The sequence below is a fragment of the Flintibacter sp. genome, assembly GCF_046973065.1.
In genome coordinates this window covers 1-18,186 of sequence record NZ_JBKVXZ010000007.1, presented here as the reverse complement: position 1 = coordinate 18,186, position 18,186 = coordinate 1, and the positions used below count along the sequence as shown (strand labels likewise).

At 57.2% G+C, this 18,186-nt stretch carries 18 protein-coding genes and 1 riboswitch; of the genes, 10 read left to right on the top strand and 8 right to left on the bottom strand.

All coding sequences use genetic code 11. From position 1 onward, the window contains the following. Positions 1–71 precede the first annotated feature (71 nt). Both ACLTXB_RS04420 and ACLTXB_RS04415 read left to right on the top strand, forming a co-directional pair. Positions 72–920 (top strand): YwqG family protein, encoded by an 849-nt coding sequence (locus ACLTXB_RS04420; RefSeq protein WP_428226171.1) that lies wholly within the window; start codon positions 72–74, stop codon positions 918–920. 11 nt (positions 921–931) lie between these two features. Beyond that, the gene (locus ACLTXB_RS04415) at positions 932–2,182 is read left to right on the top strand and encodes a hypothetical protein (RefSeq protein WP_428226170.1); all 1,251 of its coding nucleotides are present in this window, start codon (positions 932–934) and stop codon (positions 2,180–2,182) included. 52 nt (positions 2,183–2,234) lie between these two features. Here the strand turns inward: ACLTXB_RS04415 and ACLTXB_RS04410 are convergent, their stop codons facing one another. From ACLTXB_RS04410 to ACLTXB_RS04395, 4 genes are all read right to left on the bottom strand, one after another. Continuing rightward, entirely contained in the window at positions 2,235–2,906 is a 672-nt protein-coding gene (locus ACLTXB_RS04410) for a TenA family protein (protein WP_428226169.1), read from the bottom strand. Continuing rightward, the gene (locus tag ACLTXB_RS04405; protein ID WP_008979895.1) at positions 2,903–3,511 is read right to left on the bottom strand and encodes an energy-coupled thiamine transporter ThiT; all 609 of its coding nucleotides are present in this window, start codon (positions 3,509–3,511) and stop codon (positions 2,903–2,905) included. Before ACLTXB_RS04405 ends, ACLTXB_RS04410 begins: the two co-directional genes overlap by 4 nt. Further along, positions 3,504–4,304, bottom strand: coding sequence for a bifunctional hydroxymethylpyrimidine kinase/phosphomethylpyrimidine kinase (gene thiD / locus ACLTXB_RS04400; protein WP_110441277.1), 801 nt, complete (start codon positions 4,302–4,304; stop codon positions 3,504–3,506). Before thiD ends, ACLTXB_RS04405 begins: the two co-directional genes overlap by 8 nt. A gap of 111 nt (positions 4,305–4,415) precedes the next feature. Continuing rightward, entirely contained in the window at positions 4,416–5,078 is a 663-nt protein-coding gene (locus ACLTXB_RS04395; protein WP_428226168.1) for an HAD family hydrolase, read from the bottom strand. A gap of 60 nt (positions 5,079–5,138) precedes the next feature. After that, positions 5,139–5,243: riboswitch (TPP riboswitch) on the bottom strand. Positions 5,244–5,372: 129 nt separating this feature from the next. On the opposite strand from ACLTXB_RS04395, the gene cdd reads away from it, so the two are divergent. Then, complete coding sequence (gene cdd, locus ACLTXB_RS04390) at positions 5,373–5,768, top strand: cytidine deaminase (protein ID WP_008979898.1); 396 nt, start codon at positions 5,373–5,375, stop codon at positions 5,766–5,768. Positions 5,769–5,848: 80 nt separating this feature from the next. Then, on the top strand, positions 5,849–6,052 hold the full coding sequence (locus ACLTXB_RS04385) for a DUF378 domain-containing protein (protein WP_008979899.1): 204 nt from the start codon (positions 5,849–5,851) through the stop codon (positions 6,050–6,052). A 77-nt stretch (positions 6,053–6,129) separates the two neighbouring features. Here the strand turns inward: ACLTXB_RS04385 and ACLTXB_RS04380 are convergent, their stop codons facing one another. The 4 genes from ACLTXB_RS04380 to ACLTXB_RS04365 form a co-directional block, all read right to left on the bottom strand. Then, positions 6,130–7,458: an ABC transporter permease gene (locus ACLTXB_RS04380; RefSeq protein ID WP_428226167.1), complete on the bottom strand. Its 1,329-nt coding sequence runs from the start codon at positions 7,456–7,458 to the stop codon at positions 6,130–6,132. Between the two features lie 3 nt (positions 7,459–7,461). Next, a complete protein-coding gene (locus tag ACLTXB_RS04375) occupies positions 7,462–8,268 on the bottom strand; it encodes an ABC transporter ATP-binding protein (RefSeq protein WP_235398756.1) in 807 nt (268 codons plus the stop codon). A 121-nt stretch (positions 8,269–8,389) separates the two neighbouring features. Continuing rightward, a complete protein-coding gene (locus ACLTXB_RS04370) occupies positions 8,390–10,000 on the bottom strand; it encodes a HAMP domain-containing sensor histidine kinase (protein ID WP_428226166.1) in 1,611 nt (536 codons plus the stop codon). Continuing rightward, the gene (locus ACLTXB_RS04365; RefSeq protein ID WP_008979903.1) at positions 9,990–10,664 is read right to left on the bottom strand and encodes a response regulator transcription factor; all 675 of its coding nucleotides are present in this window, start codon (positions 10,662–10,664) and stop codon (positions 9,990–9,992) included. Before ACLTXB_RS04365 ends, ACLTXB_RS04370 begins: the two co-directional genes overlap by 11 nt. 169 nt (positions 10,665–10,833) lie before the next feature. On the opposite strand from ACLTXB_RS04365, the gene ACLTXB_RS04360 reads away from it, so the two are divergent. The 6 genes from ACLTXB_RS04360 to ACLTXB_RS04335 form a co-directional block, all read left to right on the top strand. Next, positions 10,834–11,577: a YwaF family protein gene (locus ACLTXB_RS04360; protein WP_428226165.1), complete on the top strand. Its 744-nt coding sequence runs from the start codon at positions 10,834–10,836 to the stop codon at positions 11,575–11,577. A gap of 92 nt (positions 11,578–11,669) precedes the next feature. After that, complete coding sequence (locus tag ACLTXB_RS04355) at positions 11,670–13,127, top strand: sodium:solute symporter family protein (RefSeq protein WP_428226164.1); 1,458 nt, start codon at positions 11,670–11,672, stop codon at positions 13,125–13,127. Beyond that, positions 13,124–14,782, top strand: coding sequence for a sensor histidine kinase (locus ACLTXB_RS04350; protein ID WP_151075450.1), 1,659 nt, complete (start codon positions 13,124–13,126; stop codon positions 14,780–14,782). Before ACLTXB_RS04355 ends, ACLTXB_RS04350 begins: the two co-directional genes overlap by 4 nt. Further along, complete coding sequence (locus tag ACLTXB_RS04345) at positions 14,779–16,170, top strand: sigma-54-dependent transcriptional regulator (RefSeq protein ID WP_428226163.1); 1,392 nt, start codon at positions 14,779–14,781, stop codon at positions 16,168–16,170. Before ACLTXB_RS04350 ends, ACLTXB_RS04345 begins: the two co-directional genes overlap by 4 nt. A 211-nt stretch (positions 16,171–16,381) precedes the next feature. Then, positions 16,382–17,149 (top strand): LamB/YcsF family protein, encoded by a 768-nt coding sequence (locus tag ACLTXB_RS04340; protein ID WP_428226162.1) that lies wholly within the window; start codon positions 16,382–16,384, stop codon positions 17,147–17,149. 52 nt (positions 17,150–17,201) lie between these two features. Then, on the top strand, positions 17,202–18,186 hold a 985-nt coding region (locus ACLTXB_RS04335; RefSeq protein ID WP_428226161.1), incomplete at its 3' end, for an NRAMP family divalent metal transporter.

Here is an 18,186-nt window from a genome sequence, read left to right as displayed (position 1 = left end):
AGTACAGGAGTTGTGGTAGGATGATATCAAGCGTTTTGACAGGGGGGAGGCCCCCGGAAAGGAACACCGCAATGGATTGGAAAAACATCTTGCCTCAACTCTACCGCAGCCGGATCGATACCCGGTTTGTTTCTCACAGCGAGCAGCTTGCCGTTGGTGCCAGCAAGTTCGGCGGCCGGCCCGATGTGCCGGCAGATTTCGTCTGGCCGGTATTTGAAACCAATACCCCGGAGGATGACCAGGTGAAGGAGCGGCCTCTGGCCTTTTTGGCCCAGTTTGACTGTGCTCAGCTGGCCGCTCTGGACAAGGAAGGACTGCTGCCCCATGAGGGTGTACTCTCCTTTTTCTATGAGCTGGGGTCTCAGCGCTGGGGTTATGATCCCAAGGACCAGGGGTGTGCCCAGGTATTCTGGTTTAAGGGCAACCTGGCTCCGGCGGAATTCCCGGCAGAGCTGGAGGAGGAGTTCCGCCTGCCGGAACTGGCGGCGGAGCTGTCCGGGGCGGCAGATGCTCCGGATTTTCAGGATGCCTGTCCTGCCCTGGAGTACCCCTGGACCGCCAACGACTACCGTATCTTTGACCAGGCCCGGCGGGAGCTGGGGATGGACTACCCGGCAAACCGCTCCCAGCTGCTGGGCTGGCCGGACATCATTCAGAACAATATGGCCCTGCAATGTGAACTCATTAGCCGGGGATACTATCTGGGAGGAAGCTGGGAGAATATTCCCATGGAGGAGCGCAGCGCCCTGCGTACTCCCAGCGTCCGGGAGTGGCAGCTGCTCTTCCAGCTTGACACCGTGGAAAACGGAGACTTCGAGCTGATGTTCGGCGACTGCGGCCGAATCTACTTCTACATCCGCCGGGAGGATCTGGTCCAGCGCCGGTTTGACCGGGTTTGGCTGATCCAGCAGTGTTGCTGAGGAGGACGAGCATGGGCAATATTGATATCACCTGCACGGGAAAAATCCGCAGCAAGGATACTTTGGTGAAAGCGGTCCAGCGTCTGGTCAAGCAGCGAAACCTGCGCCTGGGCGTGTGGGAAGAGGGCATGCGTATCGTTGTGTGTCCCCGAGGTTATCTGGACTTTGCCTGGACCAAGGAGAAGGGACTGTTTGGCCAGTGGAATCTGCGGTGTGGGTGCAACACCACCCCCGTCGGTCCCGGCTTTCATAAGGCGGCCCTGGAGCTGCTGGAGGAGCTGGGAGGCCTTGGAATCAAGGAGTGGAACGTTCAGGACCGTTCGGACTACCAGCAGGACCGGGATTTTGGGGCTCTGCGCCGGGAGTGGTTTCTCCCCTGGCTGGAAGAGCAGGTGAGCCAGGTGCTGGAAAAGACCGCGCCGGGAGAGATGGGATACCTCTTCTGGGAAGTGGATCAGTACCGGCCAGAGGTGGTGCCCGACACCATTGCAACGCCTCTGGGACGGTTCCCAGTGGCGTGGTTAAAGGAAAAGCTGGAGAAGGGGGCGCTGGAGGAGCTGGCGCAGTACCTGTTTTTGTGGGATCAGCCGGGGATGAATGCCCTGTATCTGCGCAACCGGGCGCTGAAACAGCTGTGGGAGGACTGCTGCTTTGCACCCTCCGACCGCAGCTACCAGGACCGGCAGATTAATGCCGATATTCTGGATACCCTGGAGCGCTCCGCCGCCATGGACCCGTCGCTGCCCCAGCCGGTGGCGGATTACCGCGAACTTTGCATTTTGGACGACCGTACCCCCAGCATGCCGGAAGATGTGCCTGAGATGGAGGAACTTTATCCCATCGGTTACCGCAGAGGAGAGGTTTTGCAGCCCTACGACAAGCTTGTGGTGCCTCTGCCCGGTTTGTACCACTACGAGTGGTCCAACGGTGGTATGGACAGCGCTGGAGCGATCTGGCGGGATGAGGAGAGCGAGAGCCCCATTTGGCATTTCACTGCGCTGCGCAGCAGGATGGGATCGGCACAGTTTGCGATGGACATGGCCCAGCTGCAGGATGTCCGCACCAAGCAGCTGGAGGGCGGACAAGCCCATTGGGGCTGGAAGGAGATGCCCCCCAAGAAGAAAGACGACGATTTGCTCTACCGCGTGTCCTGTGAAGCGGTGGCGGGAGATACGCTGTTTGTTATTACCATCACCTATCTCCACCCGGAACACCGGGAGGATATCTATGACCGCCTGGAGCGGATGACCATTTTGAAATAAAAAACAAGCCCCTGCCATCGGCAGGGGCTTGTTTTTTAGACTGAGAAGAACATCAGGGAAGATCAGTGCGGGGCTGTAAGCTCATTTCCCAGAAGTGCAGTTCATGGAGGGAACATTCCCGGAAGATCTCACTGCACTGGGCCTTGCGTTCCGTGTCCAGATCCTGACAGATCCGGTCCGTATACGCCAGCCAGCTTTGGCAGGCCTGCTCATAGGCATCACTGGTGTAGTCCCGAACCAGAGGCCAGAAGGGGGTCTGCCGGACATTGGGATACTGCTGTAGCAGCCGCTGGAAGATCCACTGATAGCTGACCATGCAGGGCAGACAGGCCATCATGCACTCCGGGGCGCCCTGGCCATCCCGGGCGGCCTTTACCATACAGTCGGTGTAGGCCAGATTTTCCGGACGCTGCGGCAGGTGCTGGATGGGGGCGTCATCCAAGCCGTAGCGCTTGAGGTAGACCAGCCGGGTAGCGCCCTCCCCTTCGTTGACAAAGGAGAGCAGGGAATAGTAGGTTCGGATAGCCTCCAAATCCTCGGCTTTGGTCATGCCCCAGGCAAATACTTTGGCATATTCCCGGAGGTAGAGGCTGTCATCCACAATATAGCCCTTGAAACAGGCTTCATCCAAGGTTCCTGCTCCAAGCTGCTGAAGAAAGGGGGAGTCCAGGCATTGCTGCCACACAGACAAGTTTTTCTCGATCAGTTCCTGCGTGAATGTCATTGCGGTACACCTGCCTTAATGGATTTCTCCAGCCGCCGCACAGGCAGCACGGAGACAAGAATAATGGTAAGCAGACCCTCTGTGCCGTGGCCCGACAGATTAGCCACGATGCTGTATGCCCAGGGGCCGTAGCCGTCCCAGGCGTACTGGGCAAAGAAAACCGCACCGGCCATAATATGACTGGTCACGCTGAGGGCAACCGCCAGTGTGGTGCCCAGGATAATTTTCCAGCGCCGGTCGGTTCCAAAGACACTGGCATAGCCCAAAGCGGAGAAGCAGATAAGCTGTTCCACAAAAGGCTGGGCCCAGTGTACCGGCTGCCAGTCAGGCAGCAGAAGCATGGCCAGCAGGCCGGTGACCCATCCAGCGCAGAAGGCCACCCTGGCGTTGACCAGAAGGGAGAGCAGAAGGATGGGCAGCATGGCGCCCAGACTAATGTGGCTGCCGTTGGGCAGGGTGATCAGGAAACAGCGCAGCACCAGGGTAGCCGCCGACATCAGGCCGGCAAGACAGATATCCCGGGCAGACAGACGCATCCCGCGGCACAAAAACAGAGTAACGGCAAAATAGCAGAGGGTAAAGGCTGCAACGATCAGGTTAGTCATCCACGAACTCCCCCCGCAGAGCAAACAGGTGGTCCATGGGGCCGCTGCCTGCGCCCAGATCCAGCATGGCTGCCAGAGCGCCGGAGATGTAGGCCTTGGAGCGCTCCACAGCCTGGGTCAGGTCATAGCCTTTGGCCAGGTTGGAGGCGATGGCGCTGGAGAGCGTACAGCCGGTGCCGTGGGTATTGGGGTTATCAATGCGGCGGCCACGGAACCAGGTGCTCTGGCCATCCCGCCAGAGAAGGTCATCTGCATCGTGGATCTGATGGCCTCCCTTACACAGTACGGCGCAGCCGTAGGTCTCGCTGATGGCCTGGGCGGCCCGCTCCATATCCTCTGCGGTGGTAATGGTCATGCCGGAGAGGACCTGGGCCTCGGGGATGTTGGGGGTAAGAAGGGTAGCCAGAGGAAGCAGCTGTTCCTTCAGGGCCTCCACCGCCTCCTCGGAAATAAGGCGGGAGCCGCTGGTGGCCACCATCACCGGGTCTACCACAATGTTTTTTGCCCCATACTGTTTGAGCTTGTCCGCGATGACCTGGATCAGGGCGGTGGAGGAGACCATCCCGGTTTTGACTGCGTCAGGGAAGATGTCCGTGAAGACACAGTCCAATTGGTTGGCAAGGAACTCAGGGGTGGACTCCAGGATGCCGTAAACGCCGGTGGTGTTCTGGGCCGTCAGGGCGGTGACAGCGCTCATGGCATATACGCCATTGGCCGTCATGGTCTTGATATCGGCTTGGATCCCGGCGCCTCCGCTGGAATCGCTTCCAGCGATCGTCAATGCGGTTTTCATAGTTAAGACTCCTTTCTGTTTTGACGCATTGAAGTTTTATAGTGCGACGAAAGGTGGTGCCCCCAATTCGCCGCATAAACGGTTCTTCCTAAGAACCTGGGGGAAACAGATTTAGCCCAGCTGGGCGAGAAAGGACGGATCGTCCAGCTGTTTCAGATGCCAGCGGCAGATTTCCTTCAGCGCAGGCTGGTCCTCAGCAGAAAAAGCGTCATACACGCCCACCACCTGAAAACCAGCCTGAACGGCGGTCTGGGCGGCGTGAAGGGCATCCTCAAAGACCAGGGTGTACTGTGGAGCAGCTCCCAGCTGCCTGGCGGCCTCCAGATAGAGGTCCGGGCGGGTCTTGGGACCGTACTGGGTCGCGCTCAGCACAAAGGAGAAGAAGGGCCAGACGCCCAGCCGCTCCAGAGCCTGCCTGGTCTGATGAACCTGGCTTGCGGTGGCCACGGCGCAGGGCACACCAAGTTGGTGCAGCCGCTCCAGAAGAGGGCGAACGCCTTGCTTCAAAGGAACCCGGTCCCGGTATTCCCGGTCTGCCAAGTCCTCCATGGCCTCCATGAGCTGCTGGGAGGAAGCGGGGAGATGGTAGGTGCGGATCAGGTAGTCGATGGCCTGAGGAGAACTCATCGCGCGCAGCGTGTGGGACAGATCGGGAGCGGGATGGCCGCCAAACCGGCGTACCAACTCCTCCGGAATGTGGTCCCAGACGTACATGGAGTCGGTAAGGGTGCCGTCCAGATCAAAAATGGCTGCCTGGGGAAGAAAGTGGGCCATAGAAGTGCCTCCAAAAACAAAATCACCCCGGGTATCTCTCGAGAGAGACAATCCCGCGGCGTACGCATACCATAATCTCCCTACGTTGGCATTACCCAAATCAGGTCACAGGTCGAAGCGCACAGCTTCCTCTCAGCCCGTTTGCGAGCTCCCTTTTTGATTGCAGTGGACCGCTGTCGGCGGTCCGCTGGAAAATATTATAGCACGGGAAAAGAAGATTGCAAGTTTTTTTCTGCTGGGGTATGCTAGAAGAGAACAGACGCCCGCCCGAGCGCGGGAGAAGGAGGCAGGAACATGACCGATCAGGAACTGGTGCAGCGAGCCTTGGAGATGCGGAAATTTTCTTATGCACCCTATTCTCATTTTGCAGTGGGCGCGGCTCTCTTATGCGAGGACGGAACGGTGTTTACCGGTTGCAATGTGGAAAATGCGGCCTACGGTTCCACTCTGTGCGCGGAGCGTACCGCCCTGGTGAAGGCGGTAAGTGAGGGACGGACCACCGGCTGGACCACACTGGCTATTGCGGGCAGCGGAGAGGATTTTTGCTGGCCCTGCGGCGCCTGCCGGCAGATGCTGTATGAATTTGCGCCAAAACTTCGGGTGCTGGCGGTCAATCAGCATGGCCAGTTTCAGCAGGCAGGCTTATGGGAACTGCTTCCCATGGGATTTGGACCGGCATCGTTAAAATGAAATTGCGTGTTGTCCGTGCATAGTTTTTCTCCGGCCTGGAAATGCTATCCCCGGAACCCAATCCGAGGAGGTAATCTGACGTGATCATGGACAAGATCGCTTTGGCCCTGCTGATTATCGGCGGGCTGAACTGGGGCAGCGTGGGACTGTTTCAGTTTGATCTGGTGGCCTTTGTCGGCGGTGGGTCTGATGGACTGATCAGCCGGGTGATCTACACCGTGGTGGGCCTGTCGGCGCTGTGGTGTATTACCCTGCTGTTTCGGGACACAGATAAAAACCACTGACTCTCACAAAAACAGGAAGGCAGTCCGTTTCGGACTGCCTTCCTGTTTTTATAGAGAGTGTAATTTTATTTGGCTATCTACTCGCTTTTGATGGCCTCCAAAACGGAGATGCGTACCGCCTTGTTGGCCGGATAGCAGCCTGCGCCCAAGCCAATGAGAACAGAGAAAAGGACGGCAAAGAGCAGAAGCCACGGTGGGATCACCGAAATCCTTGCCACATCCTCTCCGCCAAGCAGAGCAGGAATGAGATGGTCTAAGCTGGGCCCCATGGATATGAAGTTAACAGCCACCGAGATAATAACACTGATGACACAGGCAGATACACCGCCTATAAAGCCGATGGCACCAGCTTCAGCCAAAAACATGATCCGGATGTCGGAGACCGGGCAGCCCAGAGATTTCATGATTCCGATCTCCCGAGTGCGCTCGGAGATAGACATGATCATGGTATTGATAATGCCCAGCGCGGCCACAAACAGCGAGATGGCACCCAAGCTGCCCAGTGTCATCTGTCTATGCTGGGCTTCTTTTTCTAAGGGCTTGCGTACGCTCTCCATGGATTCGGTGGGATATCCCATAGCGTTGATCTTACCCTCTACTCCCGAGACCTGGCTGATGCTGGAGGTCTTGACTAAAATGCTGTCATAGGAGATGGGAATATCATGGTCGGCCTGTCCCAGGAGGCGGCGCAGGTCATCCAGGGAGATCATAACGCCGTCAACGGTCTCGTTGCCCTTGGAGTAGTCCTCTTTTATCACACCCACCGGATGCAGCGGCATAGAAAATACCCCAGCACGGGTTTTCACTTCCAAGGTAAATTCCTGGCCGATGGGATCCAGGTAGGGGGCGGGGACAGAAATCTGATTGCCGAATCCATCCCAGTCGCCGTCAAAGCGGTTGACCATATCGTCCCCCTCGGGGCGTAAGGTATCTTTCAAATTATAGGCCATGTACTGCCCGATGATAGCATCGCCGGGCTTTGTGGCGGGGGAGCCTTCCAAAAAGCGGTAGCCCATGGTTTCCATGACGCTGACGTCCATAGCTACGATGTTGGTCCATTGGGCCACATAGCGGTGATCGGGTCCGGCGGACAGGGTAACGGAGTCAATGTCCAGAGTAAATTTCGGCGTGACTGCTTTTACTCCGCTGATCTCCCGCAGCTGTTGAAGCAGATGGTCGTCCAGTGCGCCTGTTTGGCTGTTTTGCGGGGGATTTACGGTGATGATCGTCAAGTCTCCCAGCTCTGACAGGGCTTTTTCCTGAGTCTCTTTCATGCCTACACCCAGGGATACGGTGATGACAATGGAGCAGCATCCGATCAGCACGCCCAGGGCGGTAAGAAAGGTGCGTGTTTTTTTGCGGAGCAGATTCTGGGCGCACAGGTGGAACAGGTCTTGCCGTCTCACCGGTTAATTCCCCGCATTCCGGTAATGCAGGCGGCGGAATGGCTCAACAAACAAAACCGGATCTGAAATGGTATTTGATTCATACAATCCCCTCTCCTTTTCCATATGCTGCTCCCGAATAATCCCGCCGTCCAGCAGGGTAACGATATGATGCGCGTAAGAGGCCATCTCCGGGTCGTGGGAGACCAGAATGACAGTCTGGTGGAAATCCCGGGCGAAGGAACAGATCATATCCATGACCTGGAAGGTGGCTTTTGAGTCCAGGTTTCCTGTGGGCTCATCGGCAAAGACGATGTCAGGCCGGGAGATAAAGGCCCGGGCAATGCCCACGCGCTGTTGCTGGCCGCCGGACATCTGGCTGGGAAAGTGGTTAAGCCGATGGCTCAGGCCCACTCGGGCAAGAAGCTCTCTGGCTGCCTGCTCCCGCTGGGGCTTAGGTACCCCACGGAACATCAGCGGGAGAGCTACATTTTCTGTGGCCGTCAGGTTGGGCAGAAGGTTATAGGATTGAAAGACAAATCCCAGATGCCGCTGACGGAAATTCGTAAGCTGTGTCTCGCTCAGACGAGAGATGGGGACGCCGCCGATCAGTACCTCGCCCCGGGTGGGCTTTTCCAGCCCAGAGAGCTGATTGAGCAGGGTGCTCTTTCCGGAGCCGGAGGGACCGAAGATACAGCAGATCTCTCCCCGGTGAATATTCAAGGTGATATCCCGGAGAGCCACCACAGTTTCGTCTCCTGCGGGGTATTCCTTCCAGAGGTCTCTGACTTCAATCACAGGCTGGCTGCGCAGATTAGATCCATCCATCATTCGGCCTCCTTTCTGTTATGGATGATACTCCGGCAAGCTTTAGCACCCATTTGTCCGGCGTTAAAATTCGTAAAGAAAAGAACAAACTTTCAACCAAGGCTGAAAGTTTGTTCTTTTTGAATCATGATTCCTCTTGAGGGGGAAGCTGTGAGTCAATAGGCAGGCGCAGGACAAATTCGGTGCTGCGGCCGGGTGCGGGATGAGGAGTGAGGCTTATGGTGCCTCCATGCTTTTCCATAATGCGCCGCGTGATGGCCAGTCCAAGGCCGCTTCCGGTGCCGGAGCGGGCGTCGCTGCCCACTACAAAGGGCTCAAAGATATAAGGAATGCGCTCGGGAGGAATGCCGGAGCCGTTGTCCGCCACCCGTACCAAGGCGAAGGACTTTTCTACATCCACATCTAAAAACAGCACGGTTCCCAGACGGTTATGCCGCAGAGCGTTGGAGAGCAGGTTGTCCAGTACCCGGCGGAACTGGAGGGGGTCCAGCTGGCAGAAGATGGCACGTTCTGGGATGGAGATCTCCAGAGAGAACCCCGCCAGATCGATCTCCTCGTACTTCACGGCCAGATATTCCCGCAAAAATTCGCACAGGTCGGTGCGCTCGGGGTGGAGGATAAACTCCGGGTGCTCCACCTTACTGTACTCATGGAAGGCGTTGACCAGCTCGGTGAGAGCCTCCGCCTTGCTCTGGATGGCCCGCAGGTAGCGGGTCTGCTCCTCGGGCGGAACCTTGCCGTCGCAGATGGCGTCGATGTAGCCGGCAATGACAGTGATGGGCGTTTTCAGGTCGTGGGAGATATCGGCAATCAGCTTCTGACGTCCCTCGTCCAGAATCCGGCGCTGGCGCTCACTCTCCGCCAGCCGGTCGGAGAAACGGTCAAAGCTCTCTCCAATGCGGCGGATTTCCAAAGTACCTCCGCACTCGCCAACCCGTACAAGGCGGCCCTCCGACTGGGAGATCACCGCGTCGTTGAGCTTGCGTAGAGGACGGCCGATCTTCCGACTCAGCCACCAGATGAACAGTCCTGCATCGGCCAGGAACAAAGGCAGGAACAAAAGCCAAATGACTCGGGACTGGTTGTAGTGTCTGAGATAATCAGTCTCATTCCAGAGAGCCTCCCGCAGAAGCAGGGTCATAGTCTGACCCTGGCTGTTTTCAAAGGAAGTGCACTGAAGAAAACTGTTAGGATATCGGGAACCGGTAAGCAGTTGATATTCCCGGGGGGTATAGCTGGTTTTCCCGTCCTGCAATCCGCCCAAGAGGACCTGATAATTCTGATCCAGCGCCATCAGGTCCACAGATTCTTCACCTGTATCGCTTTGAAAGGTGTGTTTGATAAGTAAATAACTGACATTGCTCTTGTGTTGGCTCAGATCGTAGGAGTCGATCAGAACATTGCTGCCGTATTGGGGGATGCAGGAGAGCTCCTGCTGGGTATAGGAGGAGTCAAAATCTTCTGTGGAGGCGTAGACCAGTTTTCCGTTGCTGTCATAAACGCCGAAGGAATCTCCGCTGTTGCTCAGATAGTGCCGCAAGCTGTCGTACTTTCCCTCCAACAGAGCGGGATCGCTCAGCATAGCTATCCAGTCCGACGGGACATAGATGGAATTAAGGTAGTGATTCCAGAGAGAAAAAATCCCTCCGGCAATAATCAGCAGAGTCAGAGTGAAAAGCAGGTAGCTTCTGGCCAGCAGCCGGAACAGACTTCCGGAACGCTTGTTATTTTTCAAGCTTATACCCCAATCCTCTCACGGTGATGATGTAGCGGGGACTCTTGGGATCATCCTCGATTTTGTCCCGCAGCTTGGAGATATGCACCATCATAGTATTGTCATCGCCCTCAAAGTAGTTTCCGATGGCCCCTTCATAGAGCTGGATCTTGGTGTAAATGCGGCCGGGAGAGCGCATGAGCAGGGCCAGGATCTTATACTCCATGGGAGTGAGGAGAATCTGCTTGCCGTTTTTGGTCAACTGGAAGGTGGTGGTATCCAGGGTCAGTTCCCGCACGGTGAGAATATCGCTCCCGCTGCGAGAGGCGCGGCGCAGCTGGGCCTTGACCCGGGCCACGATTTCCACAGGGTTAAAGGGCTTGGTGATATAGTCGTCCGCCCCCAGATTCAGGCCCAGGATCTTGTCGTTGTCCTGGCTTTTCGCGGAGAGGATGAGAATGGGAATATCGCTGAACTTGCGCAGGGCGCGGGTGAGCTCAAAGCCGTTGAGCTGGGGCATCATGATATCCAGAATGGCCATATCCGGGGCCTGTGCCCGGGCCAGATCCAGAGCCCGTGCGCCGTTGTCTGCCTCCAGGACCCGAAAGCCTTCGCCCTCCAGGTAGAGCTTGAGCAGGCCTCGAATATCTGCGTCGTCCTCTGCAATCAGAATCAAAGGGTTCATCTTGGACGGCCTCCTTTTTATATATGTTTAAGGCCATTATAACAAACTCAAAGGCCTGCGGAAAGCGTGGGCTTAAAAATTTTCTCGTTCTTAGTAAATCTTAAGAAAATCCAGGGGGAATTTATAGGGGGAGGCGATAGGATAGAAAAAAAGAGAAAGGACAGATGTTATGTTTCGCCTGCCTCATATTTTGGTGCTGATATCGACCGGCGTGCTGGTCTGCCTTCTGATTACTGCGGCCCGCCGGGCTGGGAGAGAACGGGTACAGGGCTGGCTGAAGGTGTGCGCAGTGCTTGCGCTGCTGTTTGACCCGGTGTACTGGGTGTGGGAAATGCGGCAGTTTGGTCATATCCAGCCCTCGACCACCCTGCCCCTTTACCTGTGTTCCCTGTTTTGGATGATGCTGCCTCTGGCGGTCTTCTCCCGGCGGGAGAAGCTGCGGCAGATGGCGGCGGCCAATGTGTGCACCATGGGAGTCATGGGAGGCGTGCTGGGACTGGTATTCAATGTATACCTCAACCACTATCCGTTTTTCCACTTTGTTCCGGTACGCAGCCTGATTTATCACATTTTGATGATTGCAGCAGCGGTGCTGCTGTGGGCCGGTGACGTGTACCGCCCCCAGCCCAGCGACCGGGTGCTCTGTTTTGTTCCGGTGGGCGTGCTGGTAGGGGTGAGTCTGGTATGTAACCGCCTGTTTGGGTGGGACTACTGCTACACAGCCGGAGGAATCGGCACCCCCTTGGAGGCGGCAAGCCGTATCATGCCCCGGTGGGCCTTTCTGTTCGTACTGTACGGCGGACTGTGGCTGGTGATCCAGGCGCTGTTCTACCGCCGGTTTTATACCGATGAAACGGGAAAATTTGAAATCAGAGGCAAGGGACTGGCCTGGGCCGGACCCTGGCGCAGATAAAGAAGAGGCCGCGGAAGCGGCCTCTTTTTTCATTCCATTGGGACGAAAAATGTGGTAGAATGTCTGGAAAGCCAAGGGAAGGGAGAAACCCTGTGAACAAGACTGTACTCTACCTCATTTATTTCTGCGTCTACTCCGTGGCCCTGCTGCTCATTGGAAAGAGCAGCCTGCGGGACAACCGGACAGTAGGCAGCTATTTTACTTGCGACCGGAAGGTGAGCCTTCCTCTTTGTATCTGTACCTTTGCGGGGACCTGGCTGTCCGCCATCACCATTCTCAGCCTGACCGGCGGAGTATATGAAGACGGCTTGGCAGTGCTGTTTTATTCGGTGGTGCCCTGGTTTTTAGGGGGACTTCTGCTGGCGGCGGTGAGCCGGCGCCTGTATGCCTGGGACGCCATTACCATTCCGGAAATCTTCCGCAAGCGCTACCAGTCTCCCAAGCTGCAGATGGCCTACGGTATCATTTTTATTACCGTCTATGTGTTTTACCTGGTCACCCAGTATAAGGGCTTTGGTATGGTGGCCTCCGCCCTGTTTGATATCCCCTATCCCGCCGCAGTGCTGATGGTCTATCTGTTTATCCTCTACACCACCTTCGGCGGATACCGCTCGGTGGTGCGGACGGATGCGTTTAATCTTACGCTGCTCAGCATTGGACTGTTTATTCTGTTTTTTACTATTGTAAGCCGAGTGGGAGGCCTGGGTGAGCTATACAGCCAGGCAAAGCAGATTTCCGGCTATGCACATCCCGGGGTGGAATATCCCACCCAGACGGGAGAACTGCTCTTCCTGTTCAACAGCCGCTATACCCCTCTGATCAGTTTGTCTATGTTCTGGGGCTGGGGACTTGGGGTAGCAGCCAACCCCCAGTATACTATCCGCATGCTGTGCGCCAAAAATGAGAAAACTGCCCGGTGGACGGTGCTGGGTGCGCTGATTTTGCTGGCGGTACTGTACTTTACCTTAGTACATATCGGACTGGGAATGCGGGTTTTGGTACCTACGCTGCCCTATGTGAAGTCCTCGGATGAGGTGATAATCCGACTGCTCAACCAAGAGCTGTACACCGGCTGGAGCGGATTTTTCCTCTTTGCCATTATCGGAGCCTGTGTGTCTACGGCCAACTCTCAGCTGCTGCTCATCGCGTCCTCTTTCTCTTATGATGTGGTGCGCACTGCCGCGCCCAGACCGATTTCAGAGCAGCGCGTGCTTACGCTGGGACGTTTGGCGGTTTTTGGAGGCGGGACCATCTCTATGCTGATGGCCCTTAATCCCCCGGATTTCACCCTGTCCTACGGGGGAGATGTGTGGGGAGCGGTGAGTATTCTGCTCTTCCCCTCCATGTATGGCACCCTCCTTTGCCGCTGGGTCACCAAGCGGGGCGTGTGGGCCTGCATTTTGGTAGGAGCGGCTGCGATTCTGGTGCTCTATCCGCTCTACTATGCCGGTCGTCTCGGAATCCATCCCGCTTTGCCGGGGGTGTTCATCTCCACGGCGGCCATGGCAGTGGTCTCGCTGCTGGACCGTAGAAAGGAGGGGGCACGATGAAGATACGGCGGCCCAGAATGGATATTGAAAACAAGATCCTGATCCCCTTTGTGTGCATCAGTCTGGCTACCGTGATTTGCTTTTGCGCCATCTTGTATTTTACGGAATACCGGGTCAAGGTAGCTGCCGAGCGGGAGAATGCCAGTACCCTGATTGGGTATATCCAGGCCGATTTGGAACTGGAGGATTACCGCCAGGACCCGAAAAAGCTGCTGGCTAAGTACCGCAATCACTACACGGGAGATAGCCTGTTTATCTATGATGAGCAGGGAGAGCTTCTGCTGGGAAAGCCCGGTGTGGATGCTGAGGACCTGGAGGTACTGGCCCAGGCCACCGATCCCCAGCTGGGCTGGGAGATCTCATACCGCCTGGATAACAGTGCCTTGCAGGAGCGGTTCATTGAGGAACAGAAATATATGATCCTGGCGGCGGTGGCCATGCTGGTGATCATTGTCCAGGCCAGCGTACTCATTGCTCACAACATCTCTGACCCCATCCGCCGTCTCAGTGAGGTTTGCCAGAGCGTCAGCGAGAGTCCGGAACAGGAAGAACTGGATATGGAGGAGTATCTGGGCAAGGCGGACGAGGTGGGCCAGTTGGCCCGGGCCTTTGCCCGGATGATGGAGAGCATCCGAACCTATACCGGAGAACTGATTCGGGTCAAAACTCTGAATGAGAGTATCGTGGAAAACCTGCCCTTCGGCGTGGTGGCTTACGACCAGGAAGGAAAGGCCTTCTGTGTCAATGCCAGCGCCTCGGCCATGTTGGGACGACAGGAGGAGCGGGACGAACAGGGGCGTACCCTGGAGATGCTGCTGGGGCAGATCATGCGCCGGGAAGACGTGCTGCCCGACCCCGCCCATCTGACGGAGCCCACAGGAAAAAGCCGGGATTACGAATTCGGCGTATGGCAGCTGCGGGAGCCGGACGGTTCCCGGTGGGGCGTGCTGTGTACCATCGACGACGTTACTTATAAAAAGAGAATGGAGGAGCGCTCCAGCGAGGAGGAAAAGCTGGCCTATACCGGCAAGCTGGCCGCCGATGTGGCCCATGAGATCCGCAACCCTCTGGCGGGTATTCGGGCAGGCATCCAGGTGGTCAGCCGCAAGCTGACTCAGGAGCGGGATCAGAAGCTGTGTGAGGGCATGGTGCGAGAGGTAGACCGGGTCAACCTGCTCATCGAGAACCTTCTGAACCTGTCCCGGCGGCGGGAGAGCCAAAAGACCACGGTAAGCCTCAATGCGCTGTTTGATGAGCTGCAGCTTCTGTACTTTAAGGTGGCGGAAAATAAGGGCATCGCCTTTACCGCCCAGGTGGAGGGCAGCCTGTGGCTGTACGCAGACGAGGGGGAACTGCGCCAGGTACTGATCAACCTGATCAACAACGCGGTAAAGGCCATGCCGGACGGCGGGCAGCTGGAGATCCGGGCGGAAAAGGAGCCGGAGGGTGTGTGCCTGACGGTGACCGATACCGGCGTAGGTATGGGACCGGAGAAATTGGAGCAGGTGCTGCATGGGGCCGGGACCGGCGGCCTTGGCCTGTCTATTGTGCGGCGGCTTCTGGGAGAAAACGGAGGACAGCTCTCCATGGAGAGCGGGCGTGGGGAAGGTACCCGGGCACGGATTGCCTTTCCCGGCAAAGGAGGAGAAGCATGAGGGCGAAGGTATTAGTGGTAGACGACGAGTTTCTGATCCGCATGTCGTTGGAGAGCGGCTTGTCCGATCTGGGCTACCATGTACGTACCGCCGAGAGTATCCGGGAAGGGACGGAGCTGGCGGAGACATTCCGGCCTGACGTGGTACTGCTGGATAACCGTCTGGGCCAGGAACTGGGACTGGACCATATCGAGGATTTTAAAAAGGTGGATGAGGACATCCAGATCATCATGATCACCGCTTACGGCTCTGTGTCCCAGGCGGTAGAGGCCATGAAGCGGGGGGCCTGCCACTACATTCAAAAGCCCTTCGATCTGGAAGAGGTGGACCTGATCATCCGCCGCAACCTGGATCAGCTCAAGCGGCGGCGCAGCCTGGAACTGATGCGCCAGCGTCCCCGGCAGATTGTGGGGGAGAGCCAGGCTATCCAGCGGATCTGCCGCAATGTGGACATTCTGGCTCAGAATGACAACGTGGATCTGCTCATCTGCGGTGAGACGGGAACAGGCAAAGGCGTGGTGGTCAATGCCATCCATGACAGCAGTCCCCGCCGGGATACGCCGCTGGTCAAAATAAACTGCGGCGCTATCCCCGAGACTTTGCTGGAGTCGGAACTCTTCGGCTATGAGAAAGGCGCCTTCACCGGCGCCAACAAGGCCAAGAAGGGCCTGATGGAGCTGGCCGACGGAGGTACCGTGTTCCTGGATGAGATCGGTGAACTGCCTTTGTCCATGCAGGCCAAGCTGCTTACCTTCCTGGAGGACCGGCGCTTTAAGCGGGTAGGCGGCCTGCGGGATATCGAAGTCAATGTGCGTATCATTGCCGCCACCAACCGGGATCTGGAGGAAGAAGTGGAGAAGGGGACCTTCCGGGAAGATCTGTTCTACCGCCTGAACGTGATGCAGATCCGTATTCCCCCTCTGCGGGAGCGGCGAGAGGATATTCCGGTGTTGGCCCGGTTCTACCTGGAGCACTTCAATCGGAAATTCAACAAGCACCTTAAGGATATCGACCCCGCCTTTTTGAAGGAGATGGAGGGGTATTACTGGAAGGGCAACGTACGGGAGCTGCGCAACGTAATGGAGCGGTGCGTGCTGTTCAGCCGGGGAGAGCTTCTTACCGGCGAAGAGACCGGTCTGGAGCCCCGGCGGGAGGAACGGAAGGGAGACAGCGGCCTGAGCTACCCCATGAAAGATCTGAAGCAGGGCAGCATCGATCTGAAAAAAGAGGTGGACGCCTTTGAGCGCACCTACATTGACCGGGCCATGGAGCTGGCGGGCGGAAACAGCAGCCGTGCAGCTCAGCTGCTGGGATGTACCCGCTTTACCCTCAAGCGCCGTTTGGAGCAGGGCAATGAGAGTGCGAAAGAGAACAATGTGCAGAAATGAACGGGAGAGTGTGCAAATTCGCACACTCTCCCGCTGCTTTTTGAGAACGAATCAGGGGGAACAGGAAGAAAAATACAAAGAAAAAGTTTTAAAATGGAAAGAAAAAGCGGAAGAATTTAATCATTAAAGAAAAATGCAAAAAAGAATCAAAGTTGGCACGCAGCTTGCATTATTATAATTAACTGGAATGAAACTTCAAGGAGGTTTATTTATGTACAAGGTAGATCTGAACAGCGACCTGGGCGAGAGCTTTGGCGCATACACCATCGGTCTGGATGAGCAGGTTATCCAGCATGTGTCCTCTGCCAACGTGGCCTGCGGCTATCACGCCGGCGACCCCCTGGTGATGGACAAGACTGTGGCCGCCGCCAAGGCTGCCGGTGTAGCGGTAGGCGCGCATCCCGGCTATCCTGACCTGATGGGCTTTGGCCGCCGGAACATGGTGTGCTCCCCCAAGGAGGTCAAGGCTTACATCCAGTATCAGCTGGGCGCTCTGATGGCTTTCACTGCCGCCCACGGCGTAAAGCTGCAGCACTGCAAGCCCCACGGCTCCCTGTACAACATGGCCGGCAAGGACATGGATCTGGCCATGGCCATTGCTGAGGGCATCTACAGCGTGGACAAGGACGTGATCCTGCTGGGTCTGGCGGGCAGCAAGATGCTGGAGGCCGGTAAGCAGGTTGGTCTGCGGGTGGCCAGCGAGGTTTTTGCTGACCGTGCCTATCAGGCCGACGGCTCCCTGGTGCCCCGCAGCAAGCCCGGCGCTGTGATCCACGACAAGGACAAGGCCATTGCCCGTACCATCCGCATGGTCACCGAGGGCAAGGTTACCGCCATCACCGGCGAGGAGGTCTCCATCGACGCCCACTCCATCTGCGTCCACGGCGATAACCCCTCCGCAGTAGAGTTTGTCAAGAACATCCGCGCCAAGCTGGAAGCTGAGGGCGTGACCATCGCTCCCATTGCGGATATTGTGTGATCCGCTTTGTATAGGAGAGGAGACTCCCAAAACGATTTAGGAGGTCAATGTTATGAGTAATCAACCCAACACTGCCGCCGCAAAACCCAGCCGGTCTGTTCTGTTCGGCGCCGCCTTCCTGATGGCTACCTCGGCCATCGGTCCCGGCTTCCTGACTCAGACCTCTACCTTTACCGCGCAGCACGGCGCGGCCCTGGCTCTGGTCATCGTGCTGGCCATTATCATGGATATGACCGCTCAGATGAACATCTGGTCCGTAGTTACCGTCTCCAAGATGCGTGCTCAGGATGTAGCCAACAAGCTGCTGCCTGGTCTGGGCGTTATCATCGCCATCCTGGTTGCCATCGGCGGCCTGGCCTTTAACGTAGGTAACGTGGGCGGCGTGGCCCTGGGCTTCAACGCCATGATCGGTCTGGACCAGAAGGTCGGCGCTGTGGTGGCCGGCTGCCTGGGTATCATTATCTTCATCAACAAGAACGCCAAGACCATCATGGACAAGGTGGCCACCATTCTGGCTGCTGTTATTCTGGTTACCGTTCTGGTGGTTGCCATCATCTCCGAGCCCCCTCTGGGCGAGGTCGGCAAGGGCCTGGTGGACTTCCAGTACCTGCTGGATCCGAAGACCAATATGTTCACCGCTCTGACTACCCTGCTGGGCGGCTCCTGCGGCGGCTACATCGCCTTCTCCGGTGCTCACCGTCTGCTGGACGCCGGCATCTCCGGTCCCGAGAACATCGGCCATGTGCGTAAGAGCGTGCTCCAGGGCTGCGGCACCTCCGGCGCTGTGCGTATCCTGCTGTTCCTGGCTGTGCTGGGCACCTGCATGAGCGGCACCCAGTGGCTGGCTGAGAATGCCAAGATCATCACCGACGCTGCCAACGGCGGCAACCCCGCTGCCGAGGCTTTCCGCCTGGCTGCCGGCGATCTGGGCTACCGTCTGTTCGGCCTGTGCCTGTTCTCTGCTGGCGTCTCCTCCGTGGTGGGCGCGGCTTACACCTCCGTGTCCTTCCTGAAGACCCTGCACCCCTTCATTGCCA

What these genes read in the sequence shown, in the direction of transcription:
- ACLTXB_RS04410 (WP_428226169.1), bottom strand. Translation starts at nt 2,906, where the DNA reads ATGACATTCACGCAGGAACTGATCGAGAAAAACTTGTCTGTGTGGCAG.
- ACLTXB_RS04415 (WP_428226170.1), top strand. Translation starts at nt 932, where the DNA reads ATGGGCAATATTGATATCACCTGCACGGGAAAAATCCGCAGCAAGGAT.
- ACLTXB_RS04350 (WP_151075450.1), top strand. Translation starts at nt 13,124, where the DNA reads ATGAAGATACGGCGGCCCAGAATGGATATTGAAAACAAGATCCTGATC.
- ACLTXB_RS04340 (WP_428226162.1), top strand. Translation starts at nt 16,382, where the DNA reads ATGTACAAGGTAGATCTGAACAGCGACCTGGGCGAGAGCTTTGGCGCA.
- ACLTXB_RS04405 (WP_008979895.1), bottom strand. Translation starts at nt 3,511, where the DNA reads ATGACTAACCTGATCGTTGCAGCCTTTACCCTCTGCTATTTTGCCGTT.
- ACLTXB_RS04345 (WP_428226163.1), top strand. Translation starts at nt 14,779, where the DNA reads ATGAGGGCGAAGGTATTAGTGGTAGACGACGAGTTTCTGATCCGCATG.
- ACLTXB_RS04420 (WP_428226171.1), top strand. Translation starts at nt 72, where the DNA reads ATGGATTGGAAAAACATCTTGCCTCAACTCTACCGCAGCCGGATCGAT.
- ACLTXB_RS04375 (WP_235398756.1), bottom strand. Translation starts at nt 8,268, where the DNA reads ATGATGGATGGATCTAATCTGCGCAGCCAGCCTGTGATTGAAGTCAGA.
- ACLTXB_RS04360 (WP_428226165.1), top strand. Translation starts at nt 10,834, where the DNA reads ATGTTTCGCCTGCCTCATATTTTGGTGCTGATATCGACCGGCGTGCTG.
- cdd (WP_008979898.1), top strand. Translation starts at nt 5,373, where the DNA reads ATGACCGATCAGGAACTGGTGCAGCGAGCCTTGGAGATGCGGAAATTT.
- ACLTXB_RS04365 (WP_008979903.1), bottom strand. Translation starts at nt 10,664, where the DNA reads ATGAACCCTTTGATTCTGATTGCAGAGGACGACGCAGATATTCGAGGC.
- ACLTXB_RS04395 (WP_428226168.1), bottom strand. Translation starts at nt 5,078, where the DNA reads ATGGCCCACTTTCTTCCCCAGGCAGCCATTTTTGATCTGGACGGCACC.
- thiD (WP_110441277.1), bottom strand. Translation starts at nt 4,304, where the DNA reads ATGAAAACCGCATTGACGATCGCTGGAAGCGATTCCAGCGGAGGCGCC.